This window comes from Allomuricauda sp. M10 (genome assembly GCF_020782875.1).
GTDB lineage: Bacteria > Bacteroidota > Bacteroidia > Flavobacteriales > Flavobacteriaceae > Flagellimonas.
Genome location: NZ_JAJGBN010000004.1, coordinates 183,606 through 199,439, shown reverse-complemented (window position 1 = coordinate 199,439; position 15,834 = coordinate 183,606). Strand labels below are relative to the sequence as shown.

Sequence of the window (15,834 nt, the reverse complement as noted above, 5' to 3'; positions counted from 1 at the left end):
ACTTAGGTAACCATCCAACAAAACAGATATGAGGTTACCTATGATCTTTTGTATTCTACTCAGCTGCCTGTTCGTGAAACTGTATCCGCAGGCAGATCCTGGACAATTGTTTATTTGTTGGGACACCTCCCTTTCCATGATGGACAGGGACGTGGAAAAGGAATTCGAATTTTTGGGCAAGGCAATAGCGAACAAACCAGACCAGAAAATCGTCCTTTATCTATTCGGGACGGAAGTGATCGAGGAAAGATATAGGGTAGAGGGAGGCGATTGGTCAAGCCTAAAACAAAGACTGGAAAACCTTCCCTACGCAGGAGCAACGATCTATTCGCAGCTCAATGAAAGGATAGAGGGCAAAAAGGTATACGTGTTCACCGATGGCAACGCCCTTTTCAAAGGGGACCGGCTGTTGTTAGAGAAGGGCAGTGTAATCGTCAACAGCGCCCTGGCCAGAAATGAGGATTTCCTAAAGCGGACCGCTTTGATCAATCGTGCCAGGTTGATGGATTACGCTTCCATATTGGACATTGGAAACCGGCAGGAAAATGCTGATGCCACGGGCAATTTGGTGACGGGAAGGGTGTATATTGATAATGTGCCCTCTCCCCATGTGGCCATTGGAATCAAGGGAACGGACGAGTTCTATTATACCGATGCGGAGGGAAATTTCAGTATTCCCGCAAGCAGGAACGACAGTCTCTACATACGCGGTGGTGAAAAAGGGGCAGTATTGGATTATGCCGTGTCCGATATGGACAACAATAAGATCTTCCTATCCTCCAAGGTAGTGGCCCTGGACGAAGTGGTGCTGGTAGAGGAACGCAAGGAAAAGTTGGTCACCAAGGCCACGGCGTACGGGGATATTGATGAGAAACGGGTAGGGGTGGCCATACAGACCATAGGGGAAGACCAGATCACGGATATCAACACCAATGTCTCCACGGTGGTACAGAACCGCTTTTCCGGTGTGGAAGTAAAATCCGCTGCCCCGGGCCAGGAACCGGAATTGGGATTGGTGAAAATGAGGACGGACTGGACCATGCTGGGTAACAATTATGGGCTTGTGGTCGTCAATGGCATTCCCATGGAGCAATCTAGTTCAGCTACTAATCATTTGGCACGCTTTAATTTCTTGGATCCCAACAGCATTGCCAGTATCACCGTCCTGAAGGGACTGGCCGCCACCAACAAATATGGTGAAATAGGCCGCAACGGGGTGTTGCTCATCACCACCAAGACCGCCAAGGTGCCCACGGTGAACGAGGGCCAAGTAGAGGACAGGGCAAGGTTGAAGAACAACGTGTACGACAAGGAGGAGCGATTGGCAACGCCAGGGGATTCCCCCTTTTATAATCTGTTCGCCCAGGCCGAAAACCTGGAGGGATCTTTTGTGACCTATCTTTCCCTACGGAGTTTGAACCTGGACAACCTGAAGTTCTATCTGGACAGTTATGCCTTTTTCGCGGAAAGGGACAAAACCAAGGCAGCCCAAGTGATCACCGATCTTTGGGAGCTGCACCCCGATGATGGGCGTATCCTCAAGATGGTGGAGCTATGCCTGTCCCAATTGGGGAAAAATGAACTGGCGGCCCTTGTGAACGATCAAGTGCTCCGTCTGGACGGTGGCAATCTCCAGGCCAATTACAACAAGGTGCATTATTTGGGGAATGGCTCACCTAAAGGGGAACTGGATGCCCTCATTGCCCTGTGCAACGGGGGACAGGGCTTTCAGAATCTGAGGACCTTCTTGATATCCAAGACCTTGGATAGGGACATCAAAAACCTGATCCATCAAAAAGGGGGACAGATGGATGTGACCCAAGTGGACCCCAAATACCGGAACAATGTCATGTACGATGCACGCTTTGTCTTTGAGTGGAACAACCCGGAGGCGGAGTTCGAGATCCAGTTCGTGAACCCTCAGAACCGGTTCTTCAACTGGGAATATTCCAATGCCAAACCAGAAAGGATAAAACAGGGCATCGAGGAGGGCCTGACCATGGAGGAATTCGAGTTCTATGGCCAAGAGGCGAAGGGCAATTGGGTGGTGAACGCCAAATTTTTGGGAAACCTATCGGAAACGGACGCCCTGCCCTTGGTGTTGAAATGTAATCTCTACACGAACTTTGGCAAGCCTGACCAAAAGGAGGAGCAGCTTGTGGTATACTTTACCGAGAGGGACGAAAAGCGTAACATCAAGTCCCTGCATGTCAATTGAATGCCATTATTTAGTAACTTAAGCATGGAAATAGTACATTTCTTAAAAAAACTGCTATGAAAAAAAATGCTGCATTCTGTTCCTTTTTTCTATTCATGGCCATTTCCTTGGCCCAAGAAAACTCAAAAACGGTCTATGGTACCATTTCCGATGATTTTGGTCCCCTTAAAAATGTAAGTGTACAAATTGAAGGTACTGAAAAGGGTACGGTTTCGGATAGCGGTGGAAAATATGAGATAGAAACCCAAAAAGGGGAGATTTTGGTGTATTCCCATGTGGGGATGAAGACGGTGAAGATAAAGGTGGAAGATGTTACCAGGGTCTTGAATGTGAAATTACCCCAAAAAGTGGAAGAGTTGGACGAGGTTACCGTATCCAAAACCATTTTAAAAAGCCAAAAAGAACTGGAACTGGAATATGATACCAATCCCAATGTCATCAAAACGGCTTTTGGTTTTATGGACAAGAACACATCCAATTTTTCATTACGGATAATAGGTGAGGAAGAAGTGGACAAGGCCCCTAATCTTAATTTTTTGGTCAATGGAAGGTTTGCGGGGATATACGCAAGTTGTAGACCGGATACAGATAAGTTCATTGTGGCCATGAGACCAACAAATAGCTTAACGCTTGCTGGCGATGCCATTTTTGATGTGGATGGGCAAATTTTGACCGAAGTGAATTGCAGCTGGCTCAATGGAAATGTGAGAAGGATTGCCTTTATACCTTCTTATGCAGCCCTTACACGATATGGGGCCATGGGGAAAGGCGGAGTGGTAATCATCAATACTAAAGCTGGAACAGTCACAACAAAAGAAAACGATGGCAAACCTTTTGATCGTGCCAAGCTCAGGAACAATTTTTATGATCAAAGGGCTTTGGGGACCGAAAAGGTAGCCAATAATGCCCCCCAATATGTAAAGGATCTTTATACCAGTCCACAGAAATCCGATGCCATCGCTTTATACGAAAAGAATGCCAGGGCCTATTCTGGTTCCTATTGGTTTACATTGGATAACTACCAATACTTTATGGAGCAGTGGAACGATCAGGATTTTGCGGATAAAATCATTTCCGACCAAAAAAGTGCATTTGAAAACAATCCAGTGGCTTTAAAGGCATTGGCCTATAGCTATGAATCGGAAGGAAGATGGCAGAATGCCCACGAAATTTATAAAGAAGTATACACCCTACGGCCAGATTATGCCCAGAGTTTTATTGATATGGCCAATAGCTACCGTAACTTGAAAAATCCTGAAGCGGCGGCTTCTCTATACGCAAGGCACGCCTATCTTTTGGATGAAGGGTTGTTGCCTAGGGATACTGTTGACCTTGCCAAGATTATGGAACGTGAACTGGAAAATCTCTTCGCATTGGACAATGGGACCCTTAAAATCAGTAAAAGAAAAGTTTTGTTGGAAGAGGAGGGCATTAGCACAAGATTGGTCTTTGAATGGAACGATTCGGAAGCCGAATTTGACCTTCAATTTGTAAATCCCGAAAACCAATATTTTCAATGGAAACATACCATGGAAGATATGCCGGACAGAATCTATTCCGAAAAAGAACTGGGCTACTCCATGGCCGACTTTTTGTTGGATGATAAACTTCCAGGGACATGGAGCATCAATGCAAATTATTTAGGAAACAAACAACTCACTCCCACCTATTTAAAAGTTACTGTTTATAGAAACTATGGGAGCAAGTTACAGAGTAAGGAGGTCAAAGTGTTCAAGCTTGGACTGACCGGCTACAACCAGCACCTGTTCAATCTGAAGCTGCCCTCTGTGGTGGCCCACAATTAAGACATCGGATTTGTTCATGATGAGAACCTGTACATCCTTAATAGTTATCTTTTGTTCCATTGGAACCCTTTTGGGACAAAATATCGTTAAGGGCCGCATTACCAATGATGGCAAATCATTGCCCAGTGTTCATATTACCAATATTGCTTCTGGTACAACAACAGGCTCTGATGACAATGGTTTATATGTGATTCAGGCTCGGCCAAAGGAAGAATTGAGGTTTACCTACCTTGGCATGGACACAATTTCAATTATTGTGGAGGATGTCACCCATATTCTGAATATCAAAATGTATCCCAAGGTGGAACAGTTGGATGAAGTCGTGGTTGAAAAGAAAATCAGTAGACAGAAAAAACTGGCCATGGATTATTTTACGGATTCTACAGTGGTCAACACCTCCTTCGGTTATATCAGTCCAGCTACAAGTGCTTATCATCTTAAGGTGATAGATGGCTCAGAATTCCATCCTGGAATGGATTTGTTGTTAGCCATTGCCAGTAGAAGGTCAGGCATAAATGTAGAAACTTATTATCCTGATAAAGTACCCGTTCGCACCTTATTCATGACTAGAACTTTGGGGTCTTCATTGAAAAAAATACCGGTACTCTACGAGGTTGACGGTATGATCCATACCGATCCACCGAACTGGTTGGATGTTTCCATGGTACTTCGGGTAGGGATTATCCCGGGACTACAGGCTGTTTGGCGTTATGGCCATATTGCCAGCGGTGGGGTTGTGGTCATTAATACGGTCAATGGTGTACATGGTTTAAGGGAGGAGGACAGCAACAAGCATTATGACAAGGCAAGGCTACGTAGCAATTTTGTGATTGGGAAGGTGGTATCCAATACAGAACTGAAGGAGGAATACCCTTCTTATTTAAAAATGATGGATGGGGCATCTAGTTTAGAGGAAACCCTTAGGATCTATGCTGAATATGAAAAATTGTTCTCCAAGGTTCCCTATTTCTATTTGGATTGTTATAGGTTGATGTTTGAAAAATATGGTGGGAAAGAAGCCGATAAGATTTTGGATGAAAACGTTGTCCAGTTCCAAGAAAATCCTGTTTGGTTGAAGGTACTGGCCTATTTGTACGAGTCACAAAATCGGTTTGAAAAGGCACATGAGCTCTACAAACATGTGTATATGCTGCGTCCGGAATATGCCCAAAGCTTTGTAGATATGGCCAATAGTTATCGGAGCTTGGGGTTGGCGGAATCCGCCACTTCACTTTTTGCAAGGCATGCCTATTTACAGGAGGAAGGTTTATTGCCAATGGATAGTCTGGATTTATCCAAGATGATGGATCGGGAGCTTGATAATTTGTTTGCTATCGATAACAATACTACCAAAATTAGGGAGCGAACCTTCAACTTGGAGGAGCAGGGAATAAGCACAAGATTGGTTTTTGAATGGAACGATTCCGAAGCGGAGTTCGACCTGCAGTTTGTGAACCCAAACAATCAATATTTCAACTGGAAGCATACTATGGAGGACATGCCAGAGCGCATTCGTTCCGAAAAGAAGCTGGGCTATTCGATGGCCGACTTTCTCTTGGATGATGAACTGCCGGGAACCTGGAAAGTGAACGCGACTTATCATGGCAATAAGCAATTGACGCCTACTTACTTAAAGGCTACCATATACAGAAATTATGGAAGCAAGTTGCAAAGTAAAGAGATCAAAGTATTCAGATTGGGATTAAAAGGTGCCAACCAGTTTCTGTTCGACCTGGAATTACCTTCGTTAGTGGTTCGAAATTAATTCCATCATACTTGAAGAACACCCAAATTGAATTGCTTCTCAATCGGTGCATGATTTGCGGCCTCAATACCCATCGAAATCCATTTTCGGGTGTCCAAGGGGTCAATGATGGCATCCGTCCAAAGTCTGGCAGCGGCGTAATACGGTGAAATTTGATCATCATAACGCTGCTTGATCTTGGCAAAAAGGGCTTTCTCTTTTTCTGGGTCGAGCGGCTCTCCATTTTTTTCCAATGAGGCTTTCTCTATCTGAAGCAACACCTTGGCCGCTGAATTTCCGCTCATTACTGCAAGTTCGGCACTCGGCCACGCTACGATGAGTCGGGGGTCGTATGCCTTTCCACACATGGCATAATTGCCTGCCCCATAACTATTTCCGATTACGATAGTGAATTTAGGCACAACGGAATTACTTACGGCATTCACCATTTTGGCACCATCCTTTATGATACCACCATGTTCACTCTTGCTGCCCACCATGAATCCTGTAACATCTTGAAGGAAGACCAACGGTATTTTCTTTTGATTGCAATTGGCAATAAAACGGGTGGCCTTATCTGCAGAATCGGAATAGATCACACCGCCAAATTGCATCTCACCTTGTTTGGTCTTTACCACCTTACGTTGATTGGCCACAATGCCTACGGCCCAACCATCAATACGGGCATAACCGGTCAAAATGGTTTTGCCATAACCTTCTTTGTATTGTTCAAACTCGGAATTGTCCACCAACCGTTTGATGATTTCCAGCATATCATATTGATCACTTCGCGATGAAGGAAGCAGACCGTAAATATCCTCTGGATTATCAATGGGTGATTTGGCATCGATCCTATTGTAGCCCGCTTTCTCAAAATCCCCAATTTTATCTACAATATTTTTGATTTTGTCCAAGGCATCCTTGTCATCGGCTGCTTTATAATCGGTGACTCCGCTGATTTCAGAATGGGTCGTTGCCCCGCCAAGGGTTTCGTTATCGATGCTTTCCCCAATCGCAGCTTTAACCAGATAGCTTCCTGCTAAAAAGATGCTTCCGGTTTTGTCTACGATCAAAGCCTCATCACTCATAATGGGCAAGTAGGCGCCCCCGGCCACACAACTGCCCATTACGGCCGCAATTTGGGTAATGCCCATGCTACTCATGATGGCATTGTTCCTAAAAATGCGACCAAAATGTTCCTTATCCGGAAAAATTTCATCCTGCATGGGGAGGTAAACTCCTGCACTGTCCACCAAATAAATAATGGGAAGTTTGTTTTCCATGGCGATTTCTTGCGCCCTTAAATTCTTCTTCCCGGTGATGGGAAACCAAGCTCCAGCTTTTACTGTGGCATCGTTGGCTACCACCACACATTGTTTTCCCTTCACATACCCAATCTTCACTACAACACCTCCCGAGGGGCAACCACCATGCTCAGCGTACATGCCATCGCCTGCAAACGCACCAATTTCGATCACGGGAGCATTTTTGTCCAACAAATAATCGATACGCTCCCTGGACGACATTTTTCCTTGGGCATGCAGTTTTTCTATCCGCTTTTTACCGCCACCCAGTTTTACTTCGGCAAGTCTTCTTCGTAACTCGGAGAGTTTTAGTTTATTATGGTCTTCGTTTTTATTGAAGGTAAGGTCCATTTTTGTCCAAATTCGTTTAGTTGGCTAAAGATAAGGAGTTATAGTAATTAACCTTTATTGCTTTTTGAGATATAATGTATCAGCGAGTTGTCAGTTCGAGTTTTTTCACTTGTGAAAAAGTATCGAGAACTAGGGTATATATCGGAAAATGAACATTCTCGATACAATTTTTCTCGCAATCGCTCCAAACATCACTCGAATTGACTTATAGGTCTGAAAGCATGCTGGGAATCATTACTTTTGGGATATATGGAAAGCAAAATCAAATGGGGCGTTGTTGGCCCAGGAAAAATAGCAAGAAAATTTGCGTCGGACCTTCAATTGGTTGAAGATGCCATGCTCACAGGAGTTGGCTCAAGAAATGTACAAAGGGCACAGGAGTTTGCGGATGAATTCGATGTACCGCATGTTTTTGGCACTTATGAGGAACTTTTTCAATCTCCCGAAGTAGACGTGCTGTATATTGCCACACCACATAATTTTCATAAGGATTTGGCCATAATGGCCATGAAACATGGGAAACATATTCTGTGTGAAAAGCCATTGGGTATAAGTAGGGCAGAAGTGCAAGAGATGGTGGCCGTATCAAAAAAGAACAACGTTTTTTTGATGGAAGCCATGTGGTCTCGCTTTAATCCCACCATCCAGAAGGTAAAGCAAATGGTTGATGATGGTGAGTTGGGCAAACTTTGTTACCTGCACGCCGATTTCGCTTTTTATGCCTTGGACAGGGATCTGGATTCCCGATTATTGAATCCGGATTTGGCCTCAGGTTCAGTACTGGACATTGGAATCTACCCTATTTTTCTTTCGTATTTGTTATTGGGAATGCCGAAGAAGATTTTGGCTACCTCCAATTTCCATTCCAATGGCACGGAGCTCCAGACCAGTATGATTTTTGACTACGACCAGGCACAAGCGGTTTTGTATTCCGGTCTGACCAGTCGGTCTAGTATGATTGCTGAAATTTCCTGTACCGAAGGGGAGTTGCTTTTAAATTCCAGATGGCACGAAGCAGATGGATACAGATTGTCCAAAGACGGGGAAGAAGAAGAATTCCCAATGCCATTGACAGGGATTGGGTACTATTATGAAATCTTGGAAGTGAACAAATGCCTCAAGGCCAAGCAGATTGAAAGTAAGCTCTGGTCACATCAAAATAGCCTGGATTTGTCGGAATTGCTGGATAGCGTACGTGAAAAATGTGGCATAACCTTTCCTTTTGAAACTTAATCCTTGACATAGCCTTTGCATTAGTTCATTTTTTACGATATTTGGACCTCTTCAGAACTACAGACAATGGGAATGAACAAGAACACGGTGCTCGCATGGGCCACATGGATTATGATTTTTGTGGGAATTGGAATGATAGCACTTGGGGCATTTAAATATGATGAAGTGGCAGGATATGGTTTTGCCGCTGTAGGTATCGGATTTTTTGCTGTGGCGTGGGTATTCAACGCGCTGAAGGGAAGGGTGTAGTCCCTCTTTTTTCTTAACTCTTTAATTAAAGCCAAATGTCAGACGATAAAAAGGTCATTTTTTCAATGTCCGGGGTTACCAAGACCTATAAAACGGCCAACACTCCCGTACTCAAAAATATTTATCTCAGTTTTTTCTACGGAGCCAAAATTGGTATTCTGGGTCTCAATGGATCTGGTAAGTCCACCTTGTTGAAGATTATTGCCGGAGTAGATAAAAACTATCAGGGAAATGTGGTTTTTTCACCTGGATATACGGTAGGATATTTGGAACAGGAACCATTGCTGGATGAAAGCAAGACGGTTTTAGAAATTGTAAAGGAAGGTGTTGCCGATACCGTTGCCATTTTGGACGAATACAACCAGATCAATGATATGTTCGGGTTGCCTGAAGTGTATGAAGATCCTGATAAGATGCAAAAGCTGATGGACAAGCAAGCGGCTTTGCAAGATAAAATTGATGCTACCAACGCCTGGGAACTCGATACCAAGTTGGAGATTGCGATGGATGCCCTTCGCACGCCAGAACCCGATAAACCAATCAGTGTGCTTTCGGGAGGTGAAAAAAGGCGAGTTGCGCTTTGCCGTCTGTTGTTGCAAGAGCCGGATGTATTGTTGTTGGATGAGCCTACCAACCACTTGGATGCGGAATCGGTACATTGGTTGGAACATCACTTGGCACAATATAAAGGTACCGTTATCGCCGTAACGCACGACCGTTATTTCTTGGATAACGTAGCTGGTTGGATTTTGGAACTGGACAGGGGAGAAGGCATTCCATGGAAAGGGAACTATTCCAGTTGGTTGGATCAGAAAGCCAAGCGATTGGCCCAAGAGAGCAAGCAAGCTTCCAAAAGGCAAAAAACATTGGAGCGAGAGCTTGAATGGGTACGTCAAGGAGCAAAAGGCCGTCAGGCAAAACAAAAGGCCCGTTTAAAAAATTACGATAAACTCCTCAGTCAGGATCAAAAACAGATAGAGGAGAACTTGGAAATCTATATCCCCAATGGCCCTCGTTTGGGAACAAACGTAATCGAGGCAAAAGGGGTGAGCAAAGCTTTTGGCGATAAATTATTGTATGAAGAATTAAACTTCAACCTTCCTCAAGCCGGTATTGTGGGTATTATTGGACCCAACGGTGCTGGTAAGACCACCATTTTTAGAATGATTATGGGGGAAGAAACCCCAGACAAAGGAGAATTTGTGGTAGGGGAGACCGCCAAGATTGCCTACGTAGATCAAAGTCATTCCAACATCAATCCTGAAAAAACCATTTGGGAAAACTTTAGCGATGGACAGGAATTGGTGATGATGGGAGGCAAACAGGTAAATTCAAGGGCATATTTGAGCCGTTTCAATTTCTCCGGAAGTGAACAGAACAAAAAGGTGAATATGTTATCCGGTGGGGAAAGGAACCGACTTCACTTGGCGATGACCTTAAAGGAGGAAGGCAACGTTTTGCTTTTGGATGAGCCTACCAACGATTTGGATGTAAATACGTTACGTGCTTTGGAAGAAGGTTTGGAAAACTTTGCGGGTTGCGCCGTGATCATTTCGCACGACAGATGGTTTCTGGACAGGATATGTACCCACATCCTAGCTTTTGAAGGTGATTCACAGGTGTATTTCTTTGAAGGATCCTTCTCGGATTACGAGGAGAACAAAAAGAAACGCTTGGGCGGTGATATTATGCCCAAGCGCATCAAATATAAAAAGCTGATAAGATAAAAAGAGGATTATTCTTCTCCACCGAGATTTTTGATTCCCTCTTCCAGTAATTTTTTGGCTTTTTCCAGATAAGCTTTTTGGTGGGATGCCAAATTATTGGGGTCACCGTTATCCTGTTCTGGATTGTTTCCAATGGTTTTGGCCAATTCTACCAATTGGGAAATGGCATTTTCAGCAGATTTTAATTTATCCTGTGAGTGTTTATCGAAGATTTTGATCATTTCCAACTCCATGGTGTTCACACTCTCCGTTTCCTCCACTTGAGGATGCGCCTCGTTTTCCATGATGGTGGTATCGGTATCCACAACGGTTGTGGTATTGGAAACCCCCAAGGTACATTCATCAAGGAAGGTGATCAACTCACCGATCTGGGCCTGTGCTTTTTTGGTAAAGAATCGGCCTGCTTCCCAGTCTGAAGGTTCAATGGCCTTGTCCAAGGATTCCATTGCATCGATGGTTATTTCATCAGCCTTGGCACAATCGCAATCACCTTTGGAGGCTTTTGCCTTGTCCAATGCGTCCCATGCCCTTTCGGCATAGTACATCTGGTGTTCAAAATTAGTGGCAGTCATTGCTTTTTTACAATGGTTGAGTGCGTAGGTTACCTTTGAATAAAAAGCATCACACTGAAAAGCGAAGGTAGTTTGAACGGCAAATAACATCACCGCAACTACTAAAACATGGGATTTGGGGGCCATGGTCAAGTATTTGATTTGGTTAATAGTCTGATAAGCTAACGCCAAAAAGGCGCTATTATTATATTAGGTTAGAAATCGTCCTTGGGATACCAATCTAATTGCACCACCTTAATATTGGGGTCACCTTCGTTCACCAAGGTTTTGAATTTATCTACGTCGCTTACATCCGGACGGCCTCTATAATGATAAGGATACACTTCTTTCGGTTTGAATTCCAATACGGCATCAGCGGCACTTGTTTCCGTCATGGTAAACGGTAGGTTCATACAAACGAAGGCTTTATCTATATTTTGTAAAGCCCTCATTTCAGGAATATCCTCTGTATCCCCTGAAAAGTAAAGTCGTTCTTCACCCAATGTCAACACGTACCCATTGCCTCTTCCCTTGGTGTGAAAGTTGAGGGCTTCTTCCCTAAGATTGTACATGGGGATGGCTTCCACCGTAATTCCGGAGAAATTCTTGGTCTCGCCATTGTTCATCACGATAACGGGAGATCTAAAATCGGCAGGAATTTGATCGGCAACCGCTTTTGGAGCAATCACGGTTGCTTTAACCGTATCCAATACCTGTAACGTTTCCATACTGAAGTGATCTCCATGGATATCCGTGATCAAAATCAAGGTTGGTGGTTTTTGGCCTTCATAAAGTTCTTTGCTTCCAACGGGGTCCATATATATAGTACTGCCGTTCCATTCCAAAATGGCAGTGGCATGTTCAATAGGAATGATGGTCGCGTCTGCAGGCGTTTCAACCTCCACTTCGGTAGCAGTATCGGTGGTTTCATCGTTTTCTGTCTTGTTCTGCTTGCAGGAAATAAGCAATATCAACACTATGATTGGTAAAATTCTTTTCATGGTTATTTTTTTGGATTCCTTTAAAAATAAGGTTTCTCTAACATTATGGTGATTTTTTCACAATTTTTTTTAACCAAATAATCCAAACGAACATCTCATGCGTATATAAACCAAACACGATTGATCAAAACATTTAAACGAGAATCAATTAAATCAAAAAGTTATGACTGAAACAAAAAGCAATAACAATGGATTGAAGGTAATTGCCGGGTTGTTGGGTGTAGTTCTTTTGGGGACCATTATCTATACCGTGAGCCTTTACCAAGACAAAAAGAAAACAACTGAAGCTCTTACCCAAGAGAAAGAATTGGTTGTTGAGGACTTGAACAACTTGAAATCCGAGTACGACAAGGCCATTTTGGAAAGCAACGCTACCAACGAAGAATTGGTTGCTGCAAGGGACAACATCGCTAAGTACATTGACTCTGTACAAACTATGAAAGCTGACATCGCTTCTCTTTCTAGATACAGAAGACAAGTAAGCGTTCTTAAGGAAGAAAGAGAAAAGCTATTGAGACAAGTAGATTCCTTGACCCAATCCAACACTTTGTTGGCTATGCAAAGGGACAGTACTTTTGTGGAATTGGAAAAACAAACTGTTTTCAACGATTCTTTGATCGTACAGAACACCCAATTGGCCGATGCTGTTGAAAGAGGTTCTGCCCTTAACCTTTCCACTATCAGCGTTGATGCTGTAAAAGAAAGAACTAGCGGTAAATTGGTTTCTACCCAAAGAGCAAAAGCTACCGATAAACTTAAAGTATGTTTCACTGTAGCTAGCAACACTATTGCTGAAGCTGGTGACAGGGAATTCTATATCGAAGTATTGGGTCCACAAGGAAACGTACTCGGTGACGGTTATTCCAAGACTACTGATGCTGGTTCTTCCATCACCTATAGCAAAGGAACCAATTTCTACTATGAGAATGATGCTTTGGATGTATGTGATTACGTGAACAAGCCAGCCGGTGATTACCAAAAAGGTAACTACATGGTAAATGTTTATGACAACAAATTGAAATTGTTGGGTACCTCCAAGTTCGAGTTGAAATAATACACACTATCCATCATAAATAAAAGGCCCGTCCAAATTTGGACGGGCCTTTTTATTGCTTATTTTTTTTGAATCGAATTATTTCAAACTTCCCACCATATCCTCAGGACGTACCCAGGCATCATATTCCTCAGGGGTTACATAGCCAAGGTTAACGGCCTCTTCTTTCAAAGTGGTACCATTTTTATGAGCGGTATTGGCAATTTCTGCAGCTTTGTAATATCCAATTTTGGTGTTAAGGGCAGTAACCAACATCAAGGAGTTGTTCAAAAGGGTTTTGATTACCTCATGGTTGGGCTCAATGCCGATGGCACAGTGTTCGTCAAAGCTTACGCAAGCATCTCCCAACAATTGGGCCGATTGTAAAATATTGGCGGCCATTACAGGCTTGAACACGTTCAGTTCATAATGACCTTGGGTTCCACCAACACTGATGGCCACATCATTACCCATTACCTGGGCACAGACCATGGTCAGGGCCTCACATTGGGTTGGGTTCACCTTTCCTGGCATAATGGAACTACCAGGCTCGTTGGCTGGAATGATGATTTCTCCAATTCCCGAACGTGGGCCGGAGGCCATCATACGGATGTCGTTCGCAATCTTGTTCAAAGAAACGGCCAATTGTTTCAAAGCTCCGTGACTTTCCACAATGGCATCGTGGGAGGCCAAAGCCTCAAATTTGTTTGGTGCGGTGATAAAGGGTTGACCGGTAAATTGGGCAATATATTTGGCCACCAAAACATCATAACCTTTTGGTGTATTCAGACCGGTACCCACTGCAGTTCCTCCTAAGGCCATTTCGCTCAAATGGGAAAGGGTATTCTTCAATGCCTTTATGCCGTGTTCCAATTGGGAAACGTAACCAGAAAATTCTTGTCCCAAGGTTAGGGGAGTGGCATCCATCAAGTGCGTCCTACCAATTTTTACAACGTTCTTGAATTCTTTGGATTTTTTGTCCAACGTATTTTTCAATTGTTCCACCCCAGGAATGGTAACCTCTACAATTTTTTTGTAGGCGGCAATGTGCATTCCGGTCGGAAAAGTATCATTGGAAGACTGGCTTTTGTTCACATCATCGTTAGGTTGGATGGTTTTTTCACCTTCCCCGATTTTTTTCCCGGCAATCTCATGGGCCCTGTTGGCAATGACCTCGTTCACGTTCATGTTGCTTTGGGTACCTGAACCGGTTTGCCAAATCACCAATGGAAATTGGTCGTCCAATTTGCCTTCCAAGATTTCATCACAAACTTGCGCGATCAAATCCCTTTTCTCTACACCAAGTACACCAAGTTCATGGTTGGCATAGGCTGCTGCCTTTTTTAGATAGGCAAATCCGTAGATGATATCCATTGGCATGGAAGCCGCTGCACCGATTTTAAAATTGTTGCGGGAACGTTCTGTTTGGGCGCCCCAATATTTATCCGCGGGCACTTTTACCTCGCCCATGGTGTCTTTTTCTATTCTGAAACTCATTGGAATAAGAAGATTTTGTTGTTGTACAAAGATAAACCATCATATCCGCATAAGTAAAAGTCAGCCAAAGAATATTGCCATTCAACTAAAATTGATATTGTAGTTTTTTTCTTTCATCAATAATGATTTAATTGAAACCAATATTAAATACCAATCATGAAAAAACTAACCATTTTAGCATTTTTGCTCACAATTTCCTTTGCCTTTTCCCAAACAGATACTACCGAGACCAATATTGAATTGGATGAAGCCGCCTACCAACAAATCTTGGACAGCATCAATAATTCCTACACCTTTCAGAAGGGAAGTATTCCATTAGGGAATGATCTGGCTACCTTACATGTCCCGGAAGGTTTCAAATTTTTGAATGCCGAACAAAGTCAACAGGTACTTACTGACCTTTGGGGCAATCCACCTTCGGAAACAATGGGAATGCTTTTTCCTGAAGACATTTCCGTAGTGGGGGATAATTTTACATATGCTATAGAAATCACCTATTCCGAGGAGGGTTATATTGAAGACGATGATGCGGATGATATTGACTATGATGACTTAATGGAAGATATGCAGGAAAGTGCCATCGAAGAAAACAAGGAACGAACAAAACTTGGATATCCTACCGCCGAGATCGTGGGTTGGGCAGCAGAACCATTTTATGATCAATCTTCAAAAAAACTGCATTGGGCCAAAGAAATCAAATTTGAGGGAATGGAAATGAACACCCTTAATTACAACATTAGGGTTTTGGGCAGAAAGGGATATTTAAATTTAAATGCCATTAGTGATATGGACAAGTTACCTTTGGTACAGACAAATATAGATAGGGTCATTTCCAGTGCAGAATTCAATCCAGGTAATCGATATTCAGACTTTAATCCGGATCTGGACGAGGTAGCAGCTTACGGTATAGGAGGATTGATTGCAGGTAAAGTATTGGCCAAGGTAGGATTCTTTGCGGCCATATTGAAATTTTGGAAAGTGATCGCTATTGGAATCGTTGCCGCTTTCGGCACATTAAGGAAGCGGATTTTTGGATCCAAAAATGCATAAAATTTAAAAGAGGCCTTGTTTAAAACTATTTTTTCATTGTATCTTTGTTACATCTAAAGGAAAAAAAATGT

12 protein-coding genes are annotated in these 15,834 nt (G+C 43.3%); 8 read left to right on the top strand and 4 right to left on the bottom strand.

Annotated elements, in window-relative coordinates; genetic code table 11:
• Positions 1-28: 28 nt before the first annotated feature.
• The 3 genes from LKX84_RS12100 (at position 29) to LKX84_RS12090 (ending at position 5,788) form a co-directional block, all read left to right on the top strand.
• Positions 29-2,218 carry a TonB-dependent receptor plug domain-containing protein gene (locus LKX84_RS12100; RefSeq protein WP_228237425.1) on the top strand — a complete coding sequence of 730 codons (2,190 nt, stop codon included), beginning with the start codon at positions 29-31 and terminating at the stop codon, positions 2,216-2,218.
• 56 nt (positions 2,219-2,274) lie between these two features.
• Entirely contained in the window at positions 2,275-4,023 is a 1,749-nt protein-coding gene (locus LKX84_RS12095; protein ID WP_228237424.1) for a carboxypeptidase-like regulatory domain-containing protein, read from the top strand.
• A 70-nt stretch (positions 4,024-4,093) separates the two neighbouring features.
• Entirely contained in the window at positions 4,094-5,788 is a 1,695-nt protein-coding gene (locus LKX84_RS12090; protein ID WP_228237423.1) for a carboxypeptidase-like regulatory domain-containing protein, read from the top strand.
• Positions 5,789-5,793: 5 nt separating this feature from the next.
• Here the strand turns inward: LKX84_RS12090 and LKX84_RS12085 are convergent, their stop codons facing one another.
• The gene (locus tag LKX84_RS12085) at positions 5,794-7,422 is read right to left on the bottom strand and encodes an acyl-CoA carboxylase subunit beta (protein ID WP_228237422.1); all 1,629 of its coding nucleotides are present in this window, start codon (positions 7,420-7,422) and stop codon (positions 5,794-5,796) included.
• A gap of 249 nt (positions 7,423-7,671) precedes the next feature.
• Here LKX84_RS12085 and LKX84_RS12080 point away from each other — a divergent pair, with 249 nt between their 5' ends.
• From LKX84_RS12080 to ettA, 3 genes are all read left to right on the top strand, one after another.
• Positions 7,672-8,655, top strand: a complete 984-nt coding sequence (locus tag LKX84_RS12080) for a Gfo/Idh/MocA family protein (protein WP_228237421.1) — start codon at positions 7,672-7,674, stop codon at positions 8,653-8,655.
• Positions 8,656-8,727: 72 nt separating this feature from the next.
• Positions 8,728-8,904, top strand: coding sequence for a CAL67264 family membrane protein (locus tag LKX84_RS12075; protein WP_228237420.1), 177 nt, complete (start codon positions 8,728-8,730; stop codon positions 8,902-8,904).
• Between the two features lie 35 nt (positions 8,905-8,939).
• The gene (ettA, locus tag LKX84_RS12070; protein ID WP_228237419.1) at positions 8,940-10,631 is read left to right on the top strand and encodes an energy-dependent translational throttle protein EttA; all 1,692 of its coding nucleotides are present in this window, start codon (positions 8,940-8,942) and stop codon (positions 10,629-10,631) included.
• 8 nt (positions 10,632-10,639) lie between these two features.
• Here the strand turns inward: ettA and LKX84_RS12065 are convergent, their stop codons facing one another.
• Both LKX84_RS12065 and LKX84_RS12060 read right to left on the bottom strand, forming a co-directional pair.
• Positions 10,640-11,329: a hypothetical protein gene (locus LKX84_RS12065; RefSeq protein ID WP_228237418.1), complete on the bottom strand. Its 690-nt coding sequence runs from the start codon at positions 11,327-11,329 to the stop codon at positions 10,640-10,642.
• Between the two features lie 68 nt (positions 11,330-11,397).
• Complete coding sequence (locus LKX84_RS12060) at positions 11,398-12,183, bottom strand: MBL fold metallo-hydrolase (RefSeq protein ID WP_228237417.1); 786 nt, start codon at positions 12,181-12,183, stop codon at positions 11,398-11,400.
• A 163-nt stretch (positions 12,184-12,346) separates the two neighbouring features.
• On the opposite strand from LKX84_RS12060, the gene LKX84_RS12055 reads away from it, so the two are divergent.
• A complete protein-coding gene (locus tag LKX84_RS12055) occupies positions 12,347-13,237 on the top strand; it encodes a hypothetical protein (protein ID WP_228237416.1) in 891 nt (296 codons plus the stop codon).
• A gap of 78 nt (positions 13,238-13,315) precedes the next feature.
• On the opposite strand, the gene fumC is transcribed toward LKX84_RS12055, so the two are convergent.
• Positions 13,316-14,713, bottom strand: a complete 1,398-nt coding sequence (fumC, locus tag LKX84_RS12050) for a class II fumarate hydratase (protein ID WP_228237415.1) — start codon at positions 14,711-14,713, stop codon at positions 13,316-13,318.
• Between the two features lie 156 nt (positions 14,714-14,869).
• On the opposite strand from fumC, the gene LKX84_RS12045 reads away from it, so the two are divergent.
• Positions 14,870-15,763: a DUF2167 domain-containing protein gene (locus tag LKX84_RS12045; RefSeq protein WP_228237414.1), complete on the top strand. Its 894-nt coding sequence runs from the start codon at positions 14,870-14,872 to the stop codon at positions 15,761-15,763.
• The last annotated feature ends 71 nt before the right edge of the window (positions 15,764-15,834 follow it).

Excerpts from the sequence above, each read along its gene's own strand:
- LKX84_RS12085 (WP_228237422.1), bottom strand. The coding sequence starts at position 7,422 with ATGGACCTTACCTTCAATAAAAACGAAGACCATAATAAACTAAAACTC.
- LKX84_RS12060 (WP_228237417.1), bottom strand. The coding sequence starts at position 12,183 with ATGAAAAGAATTTTACCAATCATAGTGTTGATATTGCTTATTTCCTGC.
- LKX84_RS12045 (WP_228237414.1), top strand. The coding sequence starts at position 14,870 with ATGAAAAAACTAACCATTTTAGCATTTTTGCTCACAATTTCCTTTGCC.
- LKX84_RS12075 (WP_228237420.1), top strand. The coding sequence starts at position 8,728 with ATGAACAAGAACACGGTGCTCGCATGGGCCACATGGATTATGATTTTT.
- LKX84_RS12080 (WP_228237421.1), top strand. The coding sequence starts at position 7,672 with ATGGAAAGCAAAATCAAATGGGGCGTTGTTGGCCCAGGAAAAATAGCA.
- fumC (WP_228237415.1), bottom strand. The coding sequence starts at position 14,713 with ATGAGTTTCAGAATAGAAAAAGACACCATGGGCGAGGTAAAAGTGCCC.
- LKX84_RS12055 (WP_228237416.1), top strand. The coding sequence starts at position 12,347 with ATGACTGAAACAAAAAGCAATAACAATGGATTGAAGGTAATTGCCGGG.
- LKX84_RS12095 (WP_228237424.1), top strand. The coding sequence starts at position 2,275 with ATGAAAAAAAATGCTGCATTCTGTTCCTTTTTTCTATTCATGGCCATT.
- ettA (WP_228237419.1), top strand. The coding sequence starts at position 8,940 with ATGTCAGACGATAAAAAGGTCATTTTTTCAATGTCCGGGGTTACCAAG.
- LKX84_RS12100 (WP_228237425.1), top strand. The coding sequence starts at position 29 with ATGAGGTTACCTATGATCTTTTGTATTCTACTCAGCTGCCTGTTCGTG.
- LKX84_RS12065 (WP_228237418.1), bottom strand. The coding sequence starts at position 11,329 with ATGGCCCCCAAATCCCATGTTTTAGTAGTTGCGGTGATGTTATTTGCC.